The 18,248-nt window shown below is 61.4% G+C and carries 23 protein-coding genes and 1 pseudogene; 9 read left to right on the top strand and 15 right to left on the bottom strand.

Annotated elements, in window-relative coordinates; genetic code table 11:
• The first annotated feature begins 70 nt into the window (after positions 1–70).
• Positions 71–964 carry a 2-dehydropantoate 2-reductase gene (locus tag V8Z65_RS12875; RefSeq protein ID WP_338720548.1) on the top strand — a complete coding sequence of 298 codons (894 nt, stop codon included), beginning with the start codon at positions 71–73 and terminating at the stop codon, positions 962–964.
• Here the strand turns inward: V8Z65_RS12875 and V8Z65_RS12870 are convergent.
• Both V8Z65_RS12870 and otsB read right to left on the bottom strand, forming a co-directional pair.
• Complete coding sequence (locus tag V8Z65_RS12870; RefSeq protein WP_338720547.1) at positions 918–2,384, bottom strand: trehalose-6-phosphate synthase; 1,467 nt, start codon at positions 2,382–2,384, stop codon at positions 918–920. The genes V8Z65_RS12875 and V8Z65_RS12870 overlap by 47 nt on opposite strands.
• Before the next feature lie 64 nt (positions 2,385–2,448).
• Positions 2,449–3,261 carry a trehalose-phosphatase gene (gene otsB, locus V8Z65_RS12865; protein WP_338720546.1) on the bottom strand — a complete coding sequence of 271 codons (813 nt, stop codon included), beginning with the start codon at positions 3,259–3,261 and terminating at the stop codon, positions 2,449–2,451.
• 211 nt (positions 3,262–3,472) lie between these two features.
• Between otsB and V8Z65_RS12860 the strand changes: the two genes are divergently transcribed.
• On the top strand, positions 3,473–3,595 hold the full coding sequence (locus tag V8Z65_RS12860; protein WP_338720545.1) for a hypothetical protein: 123 nt from the start codon (positions 3,473–3,475) through the stop codon (positions 3,593–3,595).
• Here the strand turns inward: V8Z65_RS12860 and V8Z65_RS12855 are convergent.
• The 6 genes from V8Z65_RS12855 to V8Z65_RS12830 form a co-directional block, all read right to left on the bottom strand.
• A complete protein-coding gene (locus V8Z65_RS12855) occupies positions 3,592–4,215 on the bottom strand; it encodes a nucleoside deaminase (RefSeq protein ID WP_338720544.1) in 624 nt (207 codons plus the stop codon). The genes V8Z65_RS12860 and V8Z65_RS12855 overlap by 4 nt on opposite strands.
• 6 nt (positions 4,216–4,221) lie before the next feature.
• A complete protein-coding gene (locus V8Z65_RS12850) occupies positions 4,222–4,980 on the bottom strand; it encodes an META domain-containing protein (RefSeq protein WP_338720543.1) in 759 nt (252 codons plus the stop codon).
• Positions 4,981–5,059: 79 nt separating this feature from the next.
• Entirely contained in the window at positions 5,060–5,560 is a 501-nt protein-coding gene (locus V8Z65_RS12845) for an ureidoglycolate lyase (protein ID WP_338720542.1), read from the bottom strand.
• 2 nt (positions 5,561–5,562) lie between these two features.
• Positions 5,563–6,378 carry a bifunctional allantoicase/(S)-ureidoglycine aminohydrolase gene (locus tag V8Z65_RS12840; RefSeq protein ID WP_338720541.1) on the bottom strand — a complete coding sequence of 272 codons (816 nt, stop codon included), beginning with the start codon at positions 6,376–6,378 and terminating at the stop codon, positions 5,563–5,565.
• A gap of 12 nt (positions 6,379–6,390) precedes the next feature.
• Positions 6,391–7,077, bottom strand: a complete 687-nt coding sequence (locus tag V8Z65_RS12835; protein ID WP_338720540.1) for a glutathione S-transferase family protein — start codon at positions 7,075–7,077, stop codon at positions 6,391–6,393.
• 56 nt (positions 7,078–7,133) lie between these two features.
• Positions 7,134–7,457, bottom strand: a complete 324-nt coding sequence (locus V8Z65_RS12830; protein WP_338720539.1) for a helix-turn-helix domain-containing protein — start codon at positions 7,455–7,457, stop codon at positions 7,134–7,136.
• A 51-nt stretch (positions 7,458–7,508) separates the two neighbouring features.
• Between V8Z65_RS12830 and V8Z65_RS12825 the strand changes: the two genes are divergently transcribed.
• The 3 genes and pseudogenes from V8Z65_RS12825 (at position 7,509) to V8Z65_RS12815 (ending at position 8,690) form a co-directional block, all read left to right on the top strand.
• On the top strand, positions 7,509–7,967 hold the full coding sequence (locus V8Z65_RS12825) for an SRPBCC domain-containing protein (RefSeq protein ID WP_338720538.1): 459 nt from the start codon (positions 7,509–7,511) through the stop codon (positions 7,965–7,967).
• Positions 7,968–8,022: 55 nt separating this feature from the next.
• Positions 8,023–8,475 (top strand): annotated as a pseudogene (locus V8Z65_RS12820) (SRPBCC family protein).
• Positions 8,476–8,549: 74 nt separating this feature from the next.
• The gene (locus V8Z65_RS12815) at positions 8,550–8,690 is read left to right on the top strand and encodes a hypothetical protein (protein ID WP_338720537.1); all 141 of its coding nucleotides are present in this window, start codon (positions 8,550–8,552) and stop codon (positions 8,688–8,690) included.
• Here the strand turns inward: V8Z65_RS12815 and puuE are convergent.
• The 7 genes from puuE to V8Z65_RS12780 form a co-directional block, all read right to left on the bottom strand.
• The gene (gene puuE / locus V8Z65_RS12810) at positions 8,687–10,105 is read right to left on the bottom strand and encodes an allantoinase PuuE (RefSeq protein ID WP_338720536.1); all 1,419 of its coding nucleotides are present in this window, start codon (positions 10,103–10,105) and stop codon (positions 8,687–8,689) included. The genes V8Z65_RS12815 and puuE overlap by 4 nt on opposite strands.
• A gap of 97 nt (positions 10,106–10,202) precedes the next feature.
• Positions 10,203–10,631, bottom strand: coding sequence for an SRPBCC domain-containing protein (locus tag V8Z65_RS12805; RefSeq protein ID WP_338720535.1), 429 nt, complete (start codon positions 10,629–10,631; stop codon positions 10,203–10,205).
• Between the two features lie 11 nt (positions 10,632–10,642).
• Positions 10,643–11,077 (bottom strand): DUF1801 domain-containing protein, encoded by a 435-nt coding sequence (locus V8Z65_RS12800; RefSeq protein WP_338720534.1) that lies wholly within the window; start codon positions 11,075–11,077, stop codon positions 10,643–10,645.
• 12 nt (positions 11,078–11,089) lie between these two features.
• Positions 11,090–11,539 carry a DUF1801 domain-containing protein gene (locus V8Z65_RS12795; RefSeq protein ID WP_338720533.1) on the bottom strand — a complete coding sequence of 150 codons (450 nt, stop codon included), beginning with the start codon at positions 11,537–11,539 and terminating at the stop codon, positions 11,090–11,092.
• The gene (locus V8Z65_RS12790) at positions 11,532–11,759 is read right to left on the bottom strand and encodes a hypothetical protein (protein ID WP_338720532.1); all 228 of its coding nucleotides are present in this window, start codon (positions 11,757–11,759) and stop codon (positions 11,532–11,534) included. Before V8Z65_RS12790 ends, V8Z65_RS12795 begins: the two co-directional genes overlap by 8 nt.
• Positions 11,756–12,079 carry a metalloregulator ArsR/SmtB family transcription factor gene (locus V8Z65_RS12785; protein ID WP_338720531.1) on the bottom strand — a complete coding sequence of 108 codons (324 nt, stop codon included), beginning with the start codon at positions 12,077–12,079 and terminating at the stop codon, positions 11,756–11,758. Before V8Z65_RS12785 ends, V8Z65_RS12790 begins: the two co-directional genes overlap by 4 nt.
• A gap of 72 nt (positions 12,080–12,151) precedes the next feature.
• Positions 12,152–13,132 carry a LysR family transcriptional regulator gene (locus tag V8Z65_RS12780; protein WP_338720530.1) on the bottom strand — a complete coding sequence of 327 codons (981 nt, stop codon included), beginning with the start codon at positions 13,130–13,132 and terminating at the stop codon, positions 12,152–12,154.
• Between the two features lie 111 nt (positions 13,133–13,243).
• Between V8Z65_RS12780 and uraH the strand changes: the two genes are divergently transcribed.
• Genes uraH through xdhC form a run of 4 tightly spaced genes read left to right on the top strand, consistent with a single transcriptional unit; the run spans position 13,244 to position 18,247 of the window.
• A complete protein-coding gene (uraH, locus tag V8Z65_RS12775; RefSeq protein WP_338720529.1) occupies positions 13,244–13,591 on the top strand; it encodes a hydroxyisourate hydrolase in 348 nt (115 codons plus the stop codon).
• 3 nt (positions 13,592–13,594) lie between these two features.
• Positions 13,595–15,061: a xanthine dehydrogenase small subunit gene (gene xdhA, locus V8Z65_RS12770; RefSeq protein WP_338720528.1), complete on the top strand. Its 1,467-nt coding sequence runs from the start codon at positions 13,595–13,597 to the stop codon at positions 15,059–15,061.
• On the top strand, positions 15,061–17,385 hold the full coding sequence (xdhB, locus tag V8Z65_RS12765; RefSeq protein ID WP_338720527.1) for a xanthine dehydrogenase molybdopterin binding subunit: 2,325 nt from the start codon (positions 15,061–15,063) through the stop codon (positions 17,383–17,385). The genes xdhA and xdhB overlap by 1 nt, the downstream gene beginning before the upstream one ends.
• Before the next feature lie 4 nt (positions 17,386–17,389).
• Positions 17,390–18,247, top strand: a complete 858-nt coding sequence (xdhC, locus tag V8Z65_RS12760) for a xanthine dehydrogenase accessory protein XdhC (protein ID WP_338720526.1) — start codon at positions 17,390–17,392, stop codon at positions 18,245–18,247.
• Position 18,248: the final 1 nt, after the last annotated feature.

Below are 18,248 nucleotides of genomic sequence, written 5' to 3'. Positions count from 1 at the left end.
AACCGACAAATCGGTTACAAACAGTGGGCGGCCTTCGGGTCGCCCACTGTTTTTTGAGGGGAGGATTGCCATGACACATATCGCCATTGTTGGACCGGGGGCCATTGGCGGCACTCTTGCGGCATGGTTGGCTCAGGATCCCGATCTGTCGGTCTCGGTCTGCGCCCGCTCTCCACTTTCCGATCTCATGGTTGAAACGCCGCAGGGTACGATCCGTGCTACGCCGGAGGTGTTCACCGATCCGTCGCAGGCGCGTCCCGTCGATTGGGTCGTGATTGCGACCAAGACCTATAGCGCCGACGCAACTGGCCCCTGGCTCGAGGCTCTGTGCGGTCCGGATACCCGCGTCGCCATCGTCCAGAACGGCGTTGAGCACGCGCGCCTGTTCGAGCATCTGGTGCCGGCGGAACGTTTGGTGCCGGTGATGATCAATCTGCCCGCCTCGCGCAGCGCACCTGGCCGCATTGTGCAAAGCCGTCACGGCATTATCGCGGTGCCGGCGGGGCAGAATGGCGAGGATTTCGCCGCCTTGTTTGCCCAGACAGAAATCGAGGCGGCAGCGCATGAGGACTTCCTGTCCCAGCTCTGGGTCAAGCTGTGTGGCAATTGTGCAGCCATTGTCCCGGCGCTGACGCTGCGGGCGACGGGCCCGGTATGGTCGAGTGACATGGAAGCGGTCGTCCGCGCCCTCGCCGAAGAATGCGCTGTGGTCGGTCGCGCCGAAGGGGCGCAGGTGCCGCAATCGGTGGTTGAAACAACCATCGAAAACATGCGGACCATGAAGGAAGGGGCAATCGCCGGCTCCATTCATGCTGACCGACTGGCCGGCAATCCCATGGAGATCGATGCGCGCAATGGTGTCATCGTCCGCCTGGGCGAAAAACACGGCATTGCCACGCCGGCCAACCGGATGCTGGTTACGCTGCTGGCGGCGTCTGGGACGCCATGGCTTCCGGGAGACTAGCCGGTTGGGTCGAAGATGCCAGGTAGAGCACGTCCCGCGTCGCACTTGGCTTGGCTGAGGCGTTCTGGGTCAGGTGGTCGAGGAAGCCAACCGCCCAATCATCGACATTGTGCTTTTGCGCAGATGCCATCAGCGCCGTCCAGCGTTCCTTGCGCTCGTCGAGCGGCATATCGAGCGCCATGCGCAGAGCCTCGGCGGTCTCGTCGGTGTCAAACGGGTTGACCAGCAGCGCCTCGGGGAAGATCTCGGCCGCCCCGGCGAAGCGCGACAGCACCAGTACACCGGGATCGTCCGGATCCTGGGCGCCAATGAATTCGTGCGCGACCAGGTTCATGCCGTCGCGCAGCGGGGTGACCAGACCAACCCGCGCCATGCGGTAGAGGCCGGCAAGGCTCGGCTGGCCATAGGCACGCTTCACATAGGTCAATGGCTGCCAGTCCGGCTCGGCAAAATGCCCCATGACGCGGCCGCAAATGGCATCGAGCGTGTCGCTGGTTTCCTGATATTCCCTGATGCTGTCGCGCGAGGGCGGTGCAACCTGCAGCATATGTACCGAACGGCGCAGCCTGGAATTGTGGGCCAGTAGCTTTTCATAGGCTTCGACGCGCTGCGGCAGGCCTTTGGAATAGTCCAGCCGGTCAACGCCCAATATGAGCCGCTGCTCGCCCAGAACCCGCCGCATGCGATGCACCATTTTGGTGGCTGCCGGGCTGACGGCGAGCTTTGCGAAGGCGCCGGGGTCGGACCCGATGGGGAAGGCTTCGACCTCGGTGCGGCTGAAGTCGATGGCCTGCACCTTGTGGCCGCCAAAGGTGGATGGTGCCTGATGCTCGGCAAATTCGGTAAAGGCCGCCACGTCGCGCTTGGCCTGCATGCCGACCAGATCGTAGCGCGAAAGATCGCGCATCAGTTCTTCATGGTGCGGAATGGCATAGAGCGCGTCGGTCGTGGGGAAGGGGATATGAAGGTAGAAGCCGATACGGTTGCGCGCGCCAAGCTGGCGCAATTCGGAGGCCAGCGGGATCAGATGATAATCGTGGACCCAGACGACATCGTCGGGCTTGAGCAATGGCAGCAGGGCGCGCGCGAATTGCTGGTTCACCCGGCGATAGCCCTCGTACCAGTGACTTTCTATGGTCGCCAGGTCGAGGCGAAGGTGAAAGCTGGGCCAGAGGATGGAATTGGAGAAGCCGGCATAATAGGCGTGATGATCGTCACGGGTAAGATCGATCTGGGCAATCTCCAGGCCATCGATAGTCTCGAAACGGGCTTCGGTGCTGGGTCGATCCGTCAGCTTGCCCGACCAGCCGAACCAGAAGCCCTCCCGTTCGCTCAGTACCTTGCGCAGCGCGACGGCGAGGCCGCCGGCGGCGGGTCCCTTGCCGGGCGTGCGGTTCGATACAATGACGATGCGGCTCATGTGACTGGTGCCTCTTTGACTGATTGATGATGGAGCCGGTCCATCCGGACCGGCGGAACGCAACCTAGTGGGCGGTCGTGTCCGCTACGATTGGTCTGTCCTGGCCGGCTTCATTCCTGGCGGAGGGTTGCGTGGCCATTTCGGCCAGGCCCTGCAGCAATGCGTGGACCGAGGCGACGTCGGCAATCCGCATGCGGGCGACCGTCGCGCCCGGCCCGAGCTTGATGCCGATGCCGCCCAGTTCCTGGGCTACGCGGAATGCGTCTTCGTCCGTCTTGTCGTCGCCGATGAAAATCGGGATGCGCCCGGCAAAGGGCTCTTCCTGCATGAAGGCGCGCAGGGCACTACCCTTGTCATAAGCGGCGGGGCGGGCCTCGATGACCATCTTGCCCGGTACCAGGGTGAAATCGGGGTGATCGGCAATGGCCTCCTGCATGGCCAGAAGACATTCTTCTTCCAGATGCGGGACCTGCCGGAAGTGCAACGCAACCGCGCCGTCCTTGGGCTCAACTATCAGGCCGGGATTTGCAACCAGCAGTGGCGCCAGCCTTTCCGCGATGGTGTCGGCGGCGCTGCTGATATGGGCGTCAATTTCCAGCAATGTGCCGTCCGCCCGCCGGCGCTGGGCGCCATGGGCGCCAGCCACCGGGAGGTGAAGGGGCGAGAGGAAACGATCGATATCGGCGATCTCGCGACCGGTGATCACGGCAAAGGCGTGGCCCAGATCCCGCGCCGTCCGATCGAGCTGTTCGGTCAGCGTGGGCGAAACTTCGACGGCATCAGGCGTTTCGGCGATTTCAACGAGGGTTCCGTCGAAATCGGTGAAAATGGCGAGCAGCGGTGCTGCGCCGCCGGACTGTGCAATCGGTTCGGACATGGCCACACCCTTTGGTTGCATTGATGGACACGGGTTGCAACGCGGCGGGGGGCAAAAAGTTCGCGTCTCATGGCTGGTATGCGCCGGACGGGATTTATGAACGTCACATTAATGGTGCATTGGTCCAGCGTTCAAAGCGGCGTGTTTAGAAAGGACAAAGGCGGTGCGGGCGATCCGGACTGCCGCAGATAAAATGAGGGTCCTTCACATCATGTCACAGCTGTTGCTTACCGCGCTGTTCGCCTTGTCGATCAGCTTTCTCACCTTTGCCGCCTCCTTTGCAGAGGCGCCGCGCAGCGAATATCTTCCGGCATCGGCGCTGGTCCAGCGCTAGGCGAGGGGAATGCCCTTCTTGCCTTTGCTCTTCTGATATTTGCCGGAGAGGTCCGCATATAGCGCGTTGAGGTCGTCAATGCGCGCCAAAAGGGCTTCGCGGCCGGACCGATCCAAGCCTGCGATCATGTCCTGCAGGCCATGACTGGTCCAGAATTCATTACGACGATTATAGAGGTCGCGGCCGGGCGGCACTGCGCTGGTTCCCGGATCGGGCACGGCATAGACGGCCTTCAGGATCTGGATATCGTAGGGAATGGCGAAGCTGTCGCGACTGTCCTGGTGGCTGAACAGATAATAGAAATTGTCAAAGCCCGACCAGGTGATCCCCGAAAGGCAGAGCGAACAGGGTTCGTGGGTGGCCAGAAACAGGCAGTCCCTGGTGGCCGGCCGCCGGTCTTCGGGTAGCTCGAAGAAACGCTTGATGGCGTGCATTTCGCCATGCCACAGGGGGTTCTCGACCTCATTATTGGTTTCGGCCACCACCACCGAGAGATCGGATTTGCGCAATATGGCGGCACCAAAAAGCTTGTTGCCGCGCGCCACGCCCTTGGCGGTCGCCGGGGCAATGTCCTTTTCGATGACATCGAGAAGGCGCGAGATCAGTTCGGCAGTTTCCAACCTCGTCTACTCCGTCGCACGCACCAGGCCGATGAGGGGAATGCCGGCGGCATCGAGCAGCCGCAGGCCGTGCTTGTCGAGCTCAAAGGATGCCACGGCCGTCAGTGCAGCAAAATAGGCGGTTTCCTGATCCATGATATCGACCGCGCAGGCCATGCGTGTCGCGGCGGCCGGGCCGAAGCTGAGGGCCTCGCCGTCCACGCTGGCTTCGGTGAAATAGTTGTTGCAGCCGCCAAAGCCCCCGGCGCGATGGTCGGCGGCAATGGACAAGGTCGGGCGGCGCTGGCCGATGGCCGGCTGCCCGCCAATGCTGGTGACCGTCCAGACCGCGCTGAATAGTTCCGCCGGTGCGGCCGGGGTGGCAGGCGGGGGCGGCGGCGGCGGTGCGCGGAACAAGAGGACGTCTACCGGAGCCGGCTGGCCGATTTTTACCGGCGCCGGATGCTCGGTCCGAAACAGGACCACGCCGCCGCTGCTGATTTCTGCAGCAAGGCCATAGGTGCCACCGGAATGGTCGATCTGCGAATGCACGTTGAGCGCGAAGCCAAGGGGTACCTGACCCCGGGCGGGTATGCTGGCGGAGGCGCCGACAACGGGTGCCATCGTTGCCATGTCGATCAGGGTGACCCTGAGCCAGGCATTGTCCGGCAGCGCCATGCGTTCGCGATAGGTCGCGGTGCCGCTGATGGTCGTTGTGGCCAAAGCGGGCGCCGACATGAGTAGCAACAGCGCAACGAGCGCCCGGGTGAGCCTAAAAATGTGCATTTCCGCCTCCGTCCCTTAGCGGCAAGTTACAGCATGCCGACCGTGCTTGCGAGACAAGAGGCGGTTCAGGGTTACCGCGTCACCCGGCGGCGACAATCCAGGGCGTCGCGAAATGGTGCTCTTCAAGATTATTGCCCTCGCCGCCCCGGTCGACGACGAGATAGGCGCTATTGCGTTCAAGCGGGGTCAGCACACCGTGCCAGGTATTGCGCGCCAGATTGACGCCCTGGCCAGGTTCGGGCCGAAAGGCTCTTGGTTTTGCTGGTTCACCACCATTGTCTTCGGCCACAATCACGAGCCAGGGTGCGTCCGAGAGCGGGTAAAAGGCCTGGCTGCCCAGCGGATGGCGTTCAACCATTTTGAGTGTCAGGGGCAGGGCATAGGGCAGGCCATCAAAAATCGAGATCAGCGGACGGGCAAGGGGGCCGGCCAGTTCTATCTTTGCCAGATCGTGGTAGCGCTCGGTCATGCCGGCATTGATCGGATAATGGTGCGCATGGGCGCGCTCGATCACCTGGCCGAAAGGGGTGAAAGCCTCGGCGGTGAGCGGCTCGATATGAATGGCGCGGCTCTGGTCCATGCTCAGAACGGCAATTTGGCGTGGCGGTTGACGTCCTTGTAGAGCAGGTAGCGGAAGCGCTCTGGCCCCGCATAGCACGCCTGAGGGCAGAAGGCGCGCAGCCACATGAAGTCCCCCGCTTCGACCTCGACCCAATCCCGGTTGAGCCGATAGGCCGCCTTGCCTTCAAGCACATAGAGCCCGTGCTCCATGACATGGGTTTCCTCGAAGGGAATGACGGCGCCGGGTTCGAGCGTGACGATATTGACATGCATGTCGTGCCGCACATCCGTAGGGTCCACGAAGCGGGTCGTGCCCCAGGTGTTTTTGGTGTCCGGCATCCAGATAATGGGCTCGTCCTGCTCATTGGCGACAAAGGGCTGCGGCACCTCAACGCCGTCGACCCGCTCATAGCGCTTACGTACCCAATGGAAGCGGGCCGGCTCGGTGGATGTGTTGACCAGGCTCCAGGCACAGCCCGGCGGCAGAAAAGCATAACCCCCCTCCTTGAGCACATGGCTCTTGCCCTCAATGATGAGGCTCACCTGGCCGGCCACGACGAAGAGGACCCCCTCGGCCTCGGAGTTCTCTTCGGGCCGTTCGCTGCCGCCGCCGGGGAACACTTCGACGATATATTGCGAGAAGGTCTCAGCGAAACCGCTGAGGGGCCGGGCGATGATCCAGAGCCGGGTATCGCGCCAATGCGGCAGATAGGAGGTGACGATGTCGCGCATCACGCCGCGCGGGATGAAGGCATAGGCCTCCGTGAAAGTGGCGCGGCCGGTATGCAGGTCCATCTGGCGAGGCAGGCCGGCAATTGGCGAGGCATAGCTGGTCATGGTGGTCTCCGGTCAGGCGGTGCGGCGCAGGTCGGTGAGGATGGTGCCGGCCGCCAGCACTTCGGCCTCGTGATCCGGTTCCCGCCAGATTTCGGCAATGCCAGCTTCGTACCATTCCACCATCGGCGGCAGCGCCCGCAAGCGGGCCGCATAGGCATCGGGCACGGTGCCAAGCGACAGGCCATAGGTCTGCAGGCGCAAGGCCACGGGCGCGTAGAAAGCGTCCGCGGCGGTAAACCGGTCACCGGTCAGGAATGGTCCGCCAAAACGTTCAATGCCCGTTGACCAGATTTCGGCAATCCGAGCCAGCTCGCGGTCGAGGGCGGGAGACCGTCGGTGCAGTTGGACGCGCAATCCGCAATTCATGGTGCAGACATTGCGCAGTTCGGCAAAGCCGGAATGCATCTCGGCCGCCACCGAGCGGGCATAGGCGCGTGCCGCCCGATCGTCCGGCCACAATTGGGGATGCGCCTCTGCCATATGCTCCACGATGGCCAGGGAATCCCACACCTGGATATCGCCATCCACCAGCAATGGTACGCGGCCAGTGGGTGAAAAAGCGCGAAACTTGTCATGGCTACCGTGGTCGACGAAAGGCTGCAGTTCCTCCTCAAAGGGGATGCCAGCCATGCGAAGCGCCAGCCATGGCCGCAGCGACCAGGACGAATAGTTCTTGTTGCCGATGATCAGCTTGAGCATAGAAAAGATCTCCTGGCTCAAGGGAGTAGCGCGGGGCGGGGTTGCGTCGCAAGCCGTTAGGCGTCGACGCTGTGCTTGAGCCGGCTCAGCATGGAAGCGGCATAGGCCGCATAGGGACCGATCCAGCGTTCCTGGATGGCATGGACGGGCAGGGCGTCCAGATGGTTCCAACGCTCGCGCCCGCGGCGCTCTGCAACCACCAGACCTGCCTCTTCCAGCACCCTCAGATGCTGCATGACCGTACAGCGGTCGAGATCGGGGAACAGGTCGCACAGCACGCCCGTGGTGCGCGATTCCGTTTTGAGAAAATCGAGAATCCGCCGGCGCACCCGGTGTCCCAGGGCCTTGAAAACCAGGTCATCTGCGTCGTCATTTGACATGTTATAGAATTATAACATATGGTGTGCGATGTCAAGGCGAGGAGTAGTGCTATGGCGTATGAATTCACGGTTCGCGGCCGCATTTCCAGGCCGGTCCACGAGGTGTTCGAGGCGGTGGCAGACCCAAAGGAGCTATCGGCCTATTTCACCACCGGCGGGGCCAAAGGGCGCCTGGAGACCGGCGCCGTTGTGACGTGGGATTTTCACGATTTTCCTGGAGCGTTTCCCGTGCATGTGGTCGAGGTGGTCAAAGACAAGAAGATCGTTCTCACCTGGGATGCGCCGCCCGACGACGATCCGGCCGGCACTTACCAGACCACGGTAACCATGGGCTTTGAGGGCCTGGAAGACGGGCGAACGCTGGTCTCGATCCATGAAACAGGCTGGCGCGAGAATGCGGCGGGACAGAAGGCGTCCTACGGAAACTGCGAAGGCTGGACCGGCATGCTGTGTGCCATGCGCATGTGGGTGGAGCATGGCATCAATCTGCGCGAGGGCTTCTACAAGTAAGCGGCCGGATTGAGGGCGGAGCCAGTGCTTCCTTCAGAGCATTTTGAGGATTTTCATGACCAATATCGTTGCAGTCGCCGACTACACTTTTTCCACCCTTTCGCCCCAGCAGGTCTACAATACCTGGCTTGATCCCAGGCTTGTTCGAAGATGGATGAGCCGCAACATGGGGGCCAAGTTCGACGATTACGAAGTTACCGACGTCGAGATCGATCCCGTGGTCGGCGGCCGCTTCTTCTTCGGGGGCAAGCAGGGTGGGGAGCAGTCCGACGCCTGGGGTTATTAGCGTGAGCTCGTTCCGGGACGCCGCATCGTCTTCACCTGGTTTGTCGATGAGAGCGAGGAGAAAGAAGACAACTCTACCGTCATGCTGGACCTCGAAGCCTCTGGCTCGGGTACGCGCGTCCGGATGTCGCACGAAATGGACGAGCAGTGGGAGCCCTACGCGGCCCAGACTGCGGAAGCCTGGCGCGGCATGCTTGCTGCAATCGACAAGACCCTAAGCTGAACCGGCTGCTTCCAGGGCAAACTGTTCGTTAAGGTTACGCAATCTTCAACACTTGGCGCTATCCTTTGAGGATCATGCGTCAAGTGTTGTTGAGTATCGGCGTTCCCCCGCACCATTGGGTGCAGCACAACCTGCCCTGGCTGGCCGTGCTGGCACTGGTCTTTGGTTTTGAGCGGGACGACGCGACCGTCGACGAGCCGCGCCGCGAGCGCTAGGGCAAGACGGCCTTCAATCTTAGCAGGGCGATGCGCTCGACCTGAGCGCAGGCGGTGGAGAATTCTGCTTCCGCGCTATTGGCGATGCGGGTTTCAAAATTCTCCAGGATCGTCGCCTTGGTGTGGTCGCGCACGGCGATGATGAAGGGGAAACCGAATTTCTCGACATAGGCGGTATTGAGCGCAGTGAACTTTTCGCGTTCACCGTCCGTCAGGGCGTCGAGACCGGCTGAGGCCTGTTCGGCCGTGGACTCAGCGGTGAGGCGCTTGGCGGCGGCCAGTTTGCCGGCCAGGTCCGGGTGGGCGCGCAGCACAGCAAGACGCTCTTCGGGCGTGGCCATGCGGAACTGGCTGCGCAGGGCAAAGTGCAGACCGATGGCTGTGTCATTGGCCGGTCCCATTTCGGCTTCCCATGCTCGCTCGGCAATCCATGGAGAATGCTCGAAAATCGAGCCGTAGCGGGCCACGAAATCGGCTTTGTCGAGCTCGCTGGGCAAGACCTCGGGCGCGATATAGGGGTGCTCCTTGGCCCAGTGCTGGGCCATTTCCAGCCGCGTCGGCACCCAGACCTTATCGAAGCCCCTGATGTAGTCGATGAATTTCTTGAGGCCCTGATAACGGCCCGGCTGGCCGACCAGGCGGCAATGAAGGCCAATGGACATCATTTTGGGCGCGCCGGCCCGACCTTCGGCATAGAGACAGTCGAAACTATCCTTGAGGAAGGTGAAATATTCTTCGCCATTGTCAAAGCCGGGGGCCGTGACGAAGCGCATGTCGTTGGCGCTCAGCGTATAGGGAATGATGAGCTGCGGCTTGCCGGCGATCACCTTCCAATAGGGCAGGTCGTCGTCATAGGTATCCGAGATATAGGCAAAGCCGCCCGCTTCGGCCACCAGGTCGACCGTGTTGAGGCTGGAGCGGCCCGTATACCAGCCGAGCGGGCGCGACCCGGTGGCAATGGTATGCAGGCGGATGGCCTCGGCGATCTGGGTGCGCTCTTCGTCGGGCGGCATGTCCTTGTGCTGCACCCATTTATAGCCATGGCTGGCAATTTCCCAGCCGGCTTCCTGCATGGCGGCGAGCTGGGCCGGGGCGCGCATCAGCGCGGTGGCGACGCCATAGATGGTGACGGGCAGATTGGCCTCGGTGAACAGGCGATGCAGGCGCCAGAAGCCGGCGCGGGCGCCGTATTCATACATGCTTTCCACATTGGCATGGCGCTGATTGGGCCAGGGCGCAGCGCCCAGCACATCGACCAGAAAGGCCTCGGAGGCGCCGTCTCCATGCAGAATGTTATTCTCCCCGCCCTCTTCGTAATTGAGCACGAATTGCACCGCCACATGGGCGCCGCCGGGCCAATTGGCGTGAGGCGGGGTCTGGCCGTAGCCGTGCATGTCGCGGGGATATCGGTTCATGGGAAGGTCTCTACAACGTCAGGTGGGAGACCTAATGGTAAGCAGAAGCGCCGCCCTTGCGCTAGCCAGGAGCGACGCTTGGCAGGCCTGAAATCTGTCAGCCGACTGTTTCGGCGACGGTTTCGAGCTTTTCCAGGAACTGTTTCCAGCCGGCATGAGCGCCACCATAGGCCTGTTTCTGCTCGGGGCGGAAGCCGGATTGCTCGACCCGCAAATGGGTGCCGGTGGCTGTTGGGGTCAGCGTATAGGTCACCACGCTTTTAAGGGCATAGAGTGGGTCGTCATTGTCGTGGTCCCAGGCATAGGACAGCGAGCGCTCCGGTTCGATGGCCAGCACTTCGCAGTCCAATACGCCGCCCCATTCGCCGCGCAGCTTGAACTTGTGTCCCACCTCGGCCTTGAAGTCGTTGTTCATGAGCCATTCCGAGATCAGGTGCGATTGCGTGAGGGCCCGCCATATCTTGGCGGCAGGCTGGGGGATTTCGCGTTCAACGACAACGGAACGGGTCTGGGCAGCTACGGTCATATGCTTGGTCCTTATCCTCTGGCCTTGCCGGCCGGCTTTTTGAGTTTGGCTTCGCCATTGGCGGCGGCGGCGGCCTTGATCAGGTCCTTGAATGCGGTCCCATCGATGGCCTCGCCCTCAAAGAAATCGATGGCACGGCGCACATTGCCCTCCATGCTCGAATTGAACAGGTGGTCCGGATCGTCGAGCGACGCGCCTTTGGGGAAGGTGGTTTTGACGGCGGCCTTATAGACCTCGCCGGTGCACAGGATGCCATTGTGCGACCAGACCGGCTTGCCCCACTTCCATTCCTCCTCCACGTCAGGCAGCGCCTCGTGGATGAGCTTGCGCAATTGGGCGAGCTTTTCGCCGCGCCAGTCAGGCAGGTCGGCAATGCGCCTGTCGATCAATTCGGTGGGTGTGGCGCCGGTCGCCAGGTCCGCTGCACTGTTCTTGGAAAATGTCATGGGTCCAGGTCCTCACATTTTTTCGCCCGGCAGGGCGCTGGCCTGCCTGATCCAGTCGGCGAATTGTTCTTCGTCGATATCATCGTGCTCGTATATGTCGAGATAGCGCACCGCGGCCTGTTTGGAGGTGCCGGGTGGCTTGGGGTCGAGCTGGGTGCCGTTGTGAAAGGCCACCTTCACGTATTTGGTCATGCAGTGATAGCTGACAAAATAGACGTCCTTTTCCAGTCCATAGAAGGGCGTGTTCCATTTGACCGCCTTGCTGACACCGGGCACTTCGCGCGTAATGATCGCATCGAGTGTCTGGCCGACCCCGCGCTGCCAGCCGGGCATGGCGGCAATGTAGCGCTGCACCACCTCATCACCATAGCCCTTGGCAATTTGCGGATTGCCGCCGGCCAGCCGGACGATGCCGTCCGGGCCGGGCGTTAAAGGCGGGCGCTTTGCCCGGCCCTCAGGCATGGTCTACAGCGGCGCGGCGGCGCGCGACATAGGGCTGGAAGAACATGAACAGGCCCGAAAACAGCAGCAGGAACAGCGGCAGGAGCGGGGAATAGGTGACGAGCGGTGGCACGTCGGCCTGGCCCAGCATGCCGATGGCGACGAAATTGGCGATGACTGTCAGCGTGAAGACAATCGAGGTCCAGCGATGGAAGCTGCGAATGAAGCGCGAAAAGGTCATTGGTCTATCCTTGTGAGCAAATTTTCGAGGACATCGAGCCGCGCCTCCCAGAAGCTGGTCATTTCCCGGGTCCAGTCCATGAGGGGGCCGAGAGCCTCGACGCGAGCGGTGTAGTGCGTTTGCCTTCCGGCGTGCCGGTCTTTCACCAGCCCCGCCTGCTTGAGCACGGCCAGGTGTTTGGAGACGGTCGGCTGGGCCACGCCGGCATTATTGGTCAGCGTGCCGACTGTCTGTTCGCCCTGTTTGCAGAGCTGTTCAAAAATGGCCCGTCTGGTTGGGTCGGCCAGTGACCGGAACAGCGCATCCTGAAGGTCGTTCATATCAATTCATTCATGATTGGCTATGAATTCAATTCATAGCTGATCGTGAATGAATGTCAAGCGCGCTGGTGATTAAATCGCACCTGGTAGCGAGATGGTCTCGAAAAACGCCTTGGCATGCTCAAAGAAGATGGCCGGGGCGAGATGCAGCGCGCTGCCGGAACGCACCAGAATGCCGAAGCGATTGGTGGGCAGGCCGCTATCGTGCAATGGGCGAAAAACCAGACGTCCGGAGGCGACCTCGTTCTGGGCGCCGATAGGCGTCATGATCGACGCATAGTGTCCGCCCAGCGCCAGTTCGACCAATAGGCGGATCGAATTCACCTCCACCATTGGCGGGGTGATGCTGGCCGAGGTTTTGAGGAAGGGCTCGATCACTTCCCGAATCGAAATTTCCGGCTTGCCGACGGCCAGGGGATGTTCGAGGCATTGCGCCATGGTGAGTGCCTTTGCCTCTGCCAGCGGATGATCGGGCGTCATCACGGCGCCGATGGAGACGTCGCGGCGGAAAGCGACATCGACCTGCCGCGGCGGTTTGGCAATGAAGCCGAAGCCGATATCGATCCGCTCGTCGACGAGGCGTTCAACCACTTCGGCGGATGGGATGATGGAAACATCCAGTGTCAGGCGGGGATAGCGCTTGCCGAAATCGGTGAGAAGCCTGGGCAGGAACGAGAGGCCAACGCTTTCCGCTGCCGCGATCCGCACCGAACCGGCCCTGACGCCGCGCAACAGTTCGATTTCGGAAACCGCCGCCTCCATCGGGGCGACCAGCCTGCGTGAATGCCGGAACAGGATTTCGCCGGCCGGCGAGAGGCGCAGACGCCGCTTTTCGCGCAGAAACAGGGCAATACCCAGCGCGTCCTCCAATTGGGCGACCTGACGCGTGACGGCGGAGGAAGCGACATCGAGGCGGCGGGCGGCCTCGCGGATGGACAGATGCGTGGCGACAGCGTTGAAATAGAGGAGCGACGGCTGGTGAAAGACACGGGCCAGGAGACCCGCCGAAAGGGCGTGTTCGCGCGGGCGTTCGGGGGGCGTATGTGGGTCCATCTGGCTGATCCATTGTTGCCATATCGGCAGCATAATGCTCCCAATTTGAGAGTATCAAGAGCAAGTGTCCGTGCTATTGTGCCTGTTGGGAACGAATACGGAGCAGCAAGAATGGGCGGAGCCCTGACCACCCATGTCCTGGACACCATGCATGGCAAGCCGGCGCGCGGCATGCGGCTGGAATTGCACTATGTTCATGGCGATCACACCCATCACCTGCTCGACAGCTATACCAATGAGGACGGAAGGGTGGATCGGCCGCTTTTAAGCGAAGAATTCCAGCTTGGCGAATATGAGATCCGCTTCCATGTGGGGCAGTATTTCGAGCGCATCGGCGTCGAGCTTGAAACGCCGTTTCTCGACGTGGTCCCGATCCGTTTCACCATTTCCGAGGATAAGCACTATCACGTGCCACTTCTGGTCAGTCCTTTCGCCTATTCGACGTATCGGGGGAGCTGAGCCATGGTCGAGGTCAGCAATGCCATCCGCTTCCTCCTCAATGGCAAGGAGATCACACTCACTGATGTCGCGCCTGACCTGACCCTGCTTGACTGGCTGCGCCTTGAGCGCCGTCTTCGCGGCTCCAAGGAGGGGTGTGCCGAGGGCGATTGCGGGGCCTGCACGGTGCTTGTCGGACGGCTCGTGGATGATGAAATCATCTATGACTCAGTCACCGCCTGCATTCGCTTCGTCGGCAGTCTGCATGGCACGCACATCGTCACTGTCGAACATCTGCGCGGTGAGAATGGCAATCTGCACCCCGTACAGCAGGCCATGGTCGATCATCATGGGTCGCAATGCGGCTTCTGCACGCCCGGCATCGTGATGAGCCTTTATGGCCTGTGGATGCGCAATCCCGATCCATCGCGCGCAGTGATCGAAAAGGCGCTGCAGGGCAATCTTTGTCGCTGCACGGGCTATGCCCCGATCATTCGGGCGGCAGAGTCCATGTCCAGCTACGGCAAGCCGCAGGGCGATCCGCTCTGGGTTGAGCGCATTACTGTCAGGGACACGCTCAAGGCCATGCAGGACGGGCGACGTGTCGAAATCGGCGGTGGCGACCAGCGGATCATCATCCCAGCCTCGCTCGATGATTTCGCCGCCGTTTATGAAGCCAATCCCGATGCGCGGATTGTGGCCGGGTCCACCGATGTGGGCCTGTGGGTCACCAAGTTCATGCGCAAGATCGGGCCGGTCATTTTCATTGGTCACTTGCAGGAATTGAGGCGCATCGCCGACAATGACAGCGAGGTACGCTTCTATGCCGGCGTATCATATTCCGACGCGCAATCGGTGATCGCTGCCAGCTTCCCCGAACTGGCCGAACTCTGGGATCGTATTGCCGGTGAGCAGATCCGCAATATGGGAACGATCGGGGGCAATATCGCCAATGGCTCGCCCATCGGCGACACGCCGCCGCCCTTTATTGCACTGGGTGCCAAACTCGATCTTAGGCGCGGCGAACACCGCCGCGAAATCAAGCTCGAGGATTATTTCCTGGCCTATGGCAAGCAGGACCGGCAACCGGGTGAGTTCGTGGAGAGCGTGACGATCCCGCTGCTGCCAGCAGGCGAGAAATTCGCCACCTACAAGATATCCAAACGCCGCGAGGAAGACATTTCGGCGCTGTGTGGCTCTTTCCGCATCTTCGTCAACGATGCCGGCACGGTGGGCATGGCGCGCATCGCTTTTGGCGGCATGGCGGCAACGCCCAAGCGGGCCAAGGCTGTGGAAGCCGCTCTGGTCGGTCAGCCCTGGACCATGGAAACCGTCGAAGCGGCGATTAGCAAGTTCGCCGAAGATTTTCAGCCGATCAGCGACATGCGCGCCTCGGCGCAATACCGCCTGCTGACGGCGCAGAACCTGCTCAAGCGGTTCTACCTCGACACCACGGGGCAGGGCGAACGGCTCAGCAGGAAGGTGGCGTGATGAACAAGCAGGCCGACATTTCCCTTGCCACGCTCCACAAGCCCTCGCGTCATGACAGCGGTCCCAAGCATGTCACCGGCACGGCCGAATATATCGACGACATGGTCGAACCGGTCGGCACCATGCATGCCTATCTGGGACTTTCCACCCGGCCGCATGCCGAGATCGTCAGAATGGATTTCGCGGAGGTGCTGAAGGCACCCGGCGTGATCGGCGTTTTGACCAATGATGATGTTCCGGGCGAACTCGATATCAGTTCGGCCCATGTGCATGACGAACCGCTATTTGCGGATGGCGAAGTGCATTTCTGGGGGCAGCCGATTTTTGCGGTGGTTGCGGAAACGCGCGACCAGGCGCGTCGCGCCGCCCATTTGGCCAAAGTTGAGTACAAGGACCTTCCCTTCTTTACCGATGTGCGCTCGGCGCAGGCAGCTGGCGGCAAGCAAGTCACCAAGCCGCTGAAGCTGGAGCGGGGCGAGGTCGAGGCGGGGCTTGCGGCGTCTCCCAAGCGGGTCAAGGGCGCCATCACCATTGGCGGGCAAGATCACTTCTATCTCGAAGGCCAGATTGCTTTGGCCGTGCCCGGCGAGGATGAGGACGTCACCGTTCATTCCTCGACGCAGCACCCGAGCGAAGTGCAGTTGATCGTCGCGCACGCTCTGGGCATTCGGCAAAATGCCGTAACAGTCAATGTCCGGCGCATGGGCGGTGGTTTTGGCGGCAAGGAAACCCAGGGCAATCTTTTTGCCGTGGTCGCCGCTCTGGCGGCCAAGAAATGGAACCGCGCCTGCAAGATCAGGCCGGATCGCGACGACGACATGAGCGCCACCGGCAAGCGCCACGACTTCGTGGTCGACTATGATGTCGGCTATGACGAGGACGGCAAAATTCTGGCGGTCGATGCCGTCTATGGCGCGCGCGGCGGCTTTTCGGCCGACCTTACGGGGCCGGTTTCAGATCGGGCGCTGTTTCACTGCGACAATGCCTATTGGTATCCGGCAGTGCGCGCGGTCAGCCAGCCGCTTTATACCAATACCGTCTCCAATACGGCCTTTCGCGGCTTTGGTGGCCCGCAGGGCATGGTGGCTTGCGAGCGCTGGGTGGAAGATATCGCCTATGCACTGGGCAAGGACCCGCTTGATATCCGCAAGGCCAATTTCTACGGCACCGATACGAATAATGTGACGCCCTATCACCAGGTGGTGGCGGACAACATCATCCATCGTGTGGTCGACGAGCTGGAAGCGTCCTCGGACTATCAGGCGCGACGGCAGGCCATAATTGCCTTCAACAAGACCAGCACTGTCCTCAAGAAGGGCATTGCGCTGACGCCGGTCAAGTTCGGCATTTCCTTCACCGCCACCTGGTACAATCAGGCTGGCGCCCTGGTGCATGTCTATAAGGATGGCTCGATCCATCTGAGCCATGGCGGCACCGAGATGGGGCAGGGGCTTTATATCAAGGTGGCCCAGGTCGTGGCCGAGGCGTTCGGGGTCAATCTCGACACGGTCAAAATTATGGCCACCTCGACCGGCAAGGTGCCGAACACCTCGGCAACTGCCGCATCCTCTGGTTCAGACCTCAATGGCATGGCGGCCTGGGATGCCTGTGAACAGATCAAGGCCCGCATGCTGACCCATGCAGCCAAGCTCTACGACGCTGATGAAGCTGATTGTCGCTGGGTCAGTGGCGGTCTCGATGTCGGCAGAAAGCATGTGCCTTTCGCCGAGCTTGCTGCCTCGGCCTATATGAACCGGGTACAGCTTTCGGCGGCTGGCTTTTACAAGACCCCCAAAATCCATTGGGATCGCGCCACCGGGCGCGGCCATCCCTTCTATTATTTCGCCTATGGCGCCTCGGTCAGCGAAGTCACCATCGATACGCTCACGGGCGAATATGGTGTCGACCGCGTCGATATCCTGCACGATGTCGGCAAGTCGCTGAACCCGGCAGTCGATCTGGGCCAGATCGAGGGCGGGTTCATTCAGGGCATGGGCTGGCTGACCACCGAGGAATTGGTCTGGGACGACAAGGGGCAGCTTCGCACCCATGCGCCGTCCACCTATAAAATTCCTCTCGCTTCGGATGTGCCGCCGGTCTTCAATGTCAAAATTGCCGAATGGTCGGTCAATCGCGAGCCGACCATTGGCCGCTCCAAGGCCGTGGGCGAGCCGCCTTTCATGCTGGCCATCAGCGTTGTGGAGGCGCTGGGTATGGCCGTGGCCAGCGTGGCCGATTACGCCCAAGCGCCCCAACTCGATACCCCTGTCACACCCGAGCGGGTCTTGATGGGGGTGGAGCGGATGAAGGGGGGTAGCGCCTGACATGATGACCCCTGCCGCGCTCGAAGGTTTTTTCGCTGCCAATCCCGACGCGATTGCGTGCGAACTGACTTCGGTGCGCGGTTCCTCGCCGCGCAGTCAGGGTACGTTCATGATCGTGGGCCAGGCCTCGATTTTGGGGACCATCGGGGGCGGCGCACTCGAATATATGGTCATCGACCATGCCCGCCGATTGATCGCTGAAGGGCGGGCCGCAGAGGCGATGGATGTGCCCTTGGGCCCGGAAATCGGGCAGTGCTGCGGCGGGCGGGTGATGGTGACCTTGCGCTATGCGGACGATAGTGTTCGGCAAGAGATTGCTGAGCGTCTGGACGCAGAAAAGCGAGCAGAACCAAATATTTACATCTTCGGTGCTGGTCATGTGGGCCGTGTTTTGGCCCAAATTCTCAGCCTTCTCCCGGTCAGGATCGAGGTGATCGATACCAGGCAGGACGAGCTTGACGCCCTGCCGCCAGGCATTCCCAATCGTCGTGTCGCCATGCCCGAGGCGGTGGTACGCGTGGCGCCTCCGGGCAGCACCTATGTCATCCTGACCCACGACCACGCTCTGGATTTTCTCATCGCCAATGAAGCCTTGGCGCGTCCGGACAGTCCTTATATCGGTATGGTGGGGTCGCGAACCAAGCGAGCGAAGTTCTCCAGTTGGTATCTGGAGCAGGGTGGCGAACGGCAGTCTCTGGACCGTTTGATTTTACCTATTGGCGCGCAAGGGCTTGGGGATAAAAGGCCTTCGGTTATCGCGGCACTGGCGGCGGCCGAAATTATGGTCCACATTAGGGCCCGGGAAGTTTCTGTCGGGCCGGTGTCCGCCCCTGGCAAAGAGGGGGTGGTGAGTGGATTCTGAT

The organism is Devosia sp. XK-2 (assembly GCF_037113415.1).
Classification (GTDB): Bacteria; Pseudomonadota; Alphaproteobacteria; order Rhizobiales; family Devosiaceae; genus Devosia.
This window is presented reverse-complemented; position numbering and strand designations above follow the sequence as displayed.

Coding starts and splice junctions, on each gene's coding strand:
- xdhC (WP_338720526.1), top strand. CDS start 17,390: ATGACCCCTGCCGCGCTCGAAGGTTTTTTCGCTGCCAATCCCGACGCG.
- V8Z65_RS12825 (WP_338720538.1), top strand. CDS start 7,509: ATGGCGTATGAATTCACGGTTCGCGGCCGCATTTCCAGGCCGGTCCAC.
- V8Z65_RS12830 (WP_338720539.1), bottom strand. CDS start 7,457: ATGTCAAATGACGACGCAGATGACCTGGTTTTCAAGGCCCTGGGACAC.
- otsB (WP_338720546.1), bottom strand. CDS start 3,261: ATGTCCGAACCGATTGCACAGTCCGGCGGCGCAGCACCGCTGCTCGCC.
- V8Z65_RS12800 (WP_338720534.1), bottom strand. CDS start 11,077: ATGACATTTTCCAAGAACAGTGCAGCGGACCTGGCGACCGGCGCCACA.
- V8Z65_RS12785 (WP_338720531.1), bottom strand. CDS start 12,079: ATGAACGACCTTCAGGATGCGCTGTTCCGGTCACTGGCCGACCCAACC.
- V8Z65_RS12875 (WP_338720548.1), top strand. CDS start 71: ATGACACATATCGCCATTGTTGGACCGGGGGCCATTGGCGGCACTCTT.
- V8Z65_RS12815 (WP_338720537.1), top strand. CDS start 8,550: ATGCGTCAAGTGTTGTTGAGTATCGGCGTTCCCCCGCACCATTGGGTG.
- V8Z65_RS12835 (WP_338720540.1), bottom strand. CDS start 7,077: ATGCTCAAGCTGATCATCGGCAACAAGAACTATTCGTCCTGGTCGCTG.
- V8Z65_RS12860 (WP_338720545.1), top strand. CDS start 3,473: ATGTCACAGCTGTTGCTTACCGCGCTGTTCGCCTTGTCGATCAGCTTT.
- xdhA (WP_338720528.1), top strand. CDS start 13,595: ATGGTCGAGGTCAGCAATGCCATCCGCTTCCTCCTCAATGGCAAGGAG.
- V8Z65_RS12805 (WP_338720535.1), bottom strand. CDS start 10,631: ATGACCGTAGCTGCCCAGACCCGTTCCGTTGTCGTTGAACGCGAAATC.
- xdhB (WP_338720527.1), top strand. CDS start 15,061: ATGAACAAGCAGGCCGACATTTCCCTTGCCACGCTCCACAAGCCCTCG.
- V8Z65_RS12795 (WP_338720533.1), bottom strand. CDS start 11,539: ATGCCTGAGGGCCGGGCAAAGCGCCCGCCTTTAACGCCCGGCCCGGAC.
- V8Z65_RS12790 (WP_338720532.1), bottom strand. CDS start 11,759: ATGACCTTTTCGCGCTTCATTCGCAGCTTCCATCGCTGGACCTCGATT.
- uraH (WP_338720529.1), top strand. CDS start 13,244: ATGGGCGGAGCCCTGACCACCCATGTCCTGGACACCATGCATGGCAAG.
- V8Z65_RS12780 (WP_338720530.1), bottom strand. CDS start 13,132: ATGGACCCACATACGCCCCCCGAACGCCCGCGCGAACACGCCCTTTCG.
- V8Z65_RS12850 (WP_338720543.1), bottom strand. CDS start 4,980: ATGCACATTTTTAGGCTCACCCGGGCGCTCGTTGCGCTGTTGCTACTC.
- V8Z65_RS12845 (WP_338720542.1), bottom strand. CDS start 5,560: ATGGACCAGAGCCGCGCCATTCATATCGAGCCGCTCACCGCCGAGGCT.
- puuE (WP_338720536.1), bottom strand. CDS start 10,105: ATGAACCGATATCCCCGCGACATGCACGGCTACGGCCAGACCCCGCCT.
- V8Z65_RS12840 (WP_338720541.1), bottom strand. CDS start 6,378: ATGACCAGCTATGCCTCGCCAATTGCCGGCCTGCCTCGCCAGATGGAC.
- V8Z65_RS12870 (WP_338720547.1), bottom strand. CDS start 2,384: ATGAGCCGCATCGTCATTGTATCGAACCGCACGCCCGGCAAGGGACCC.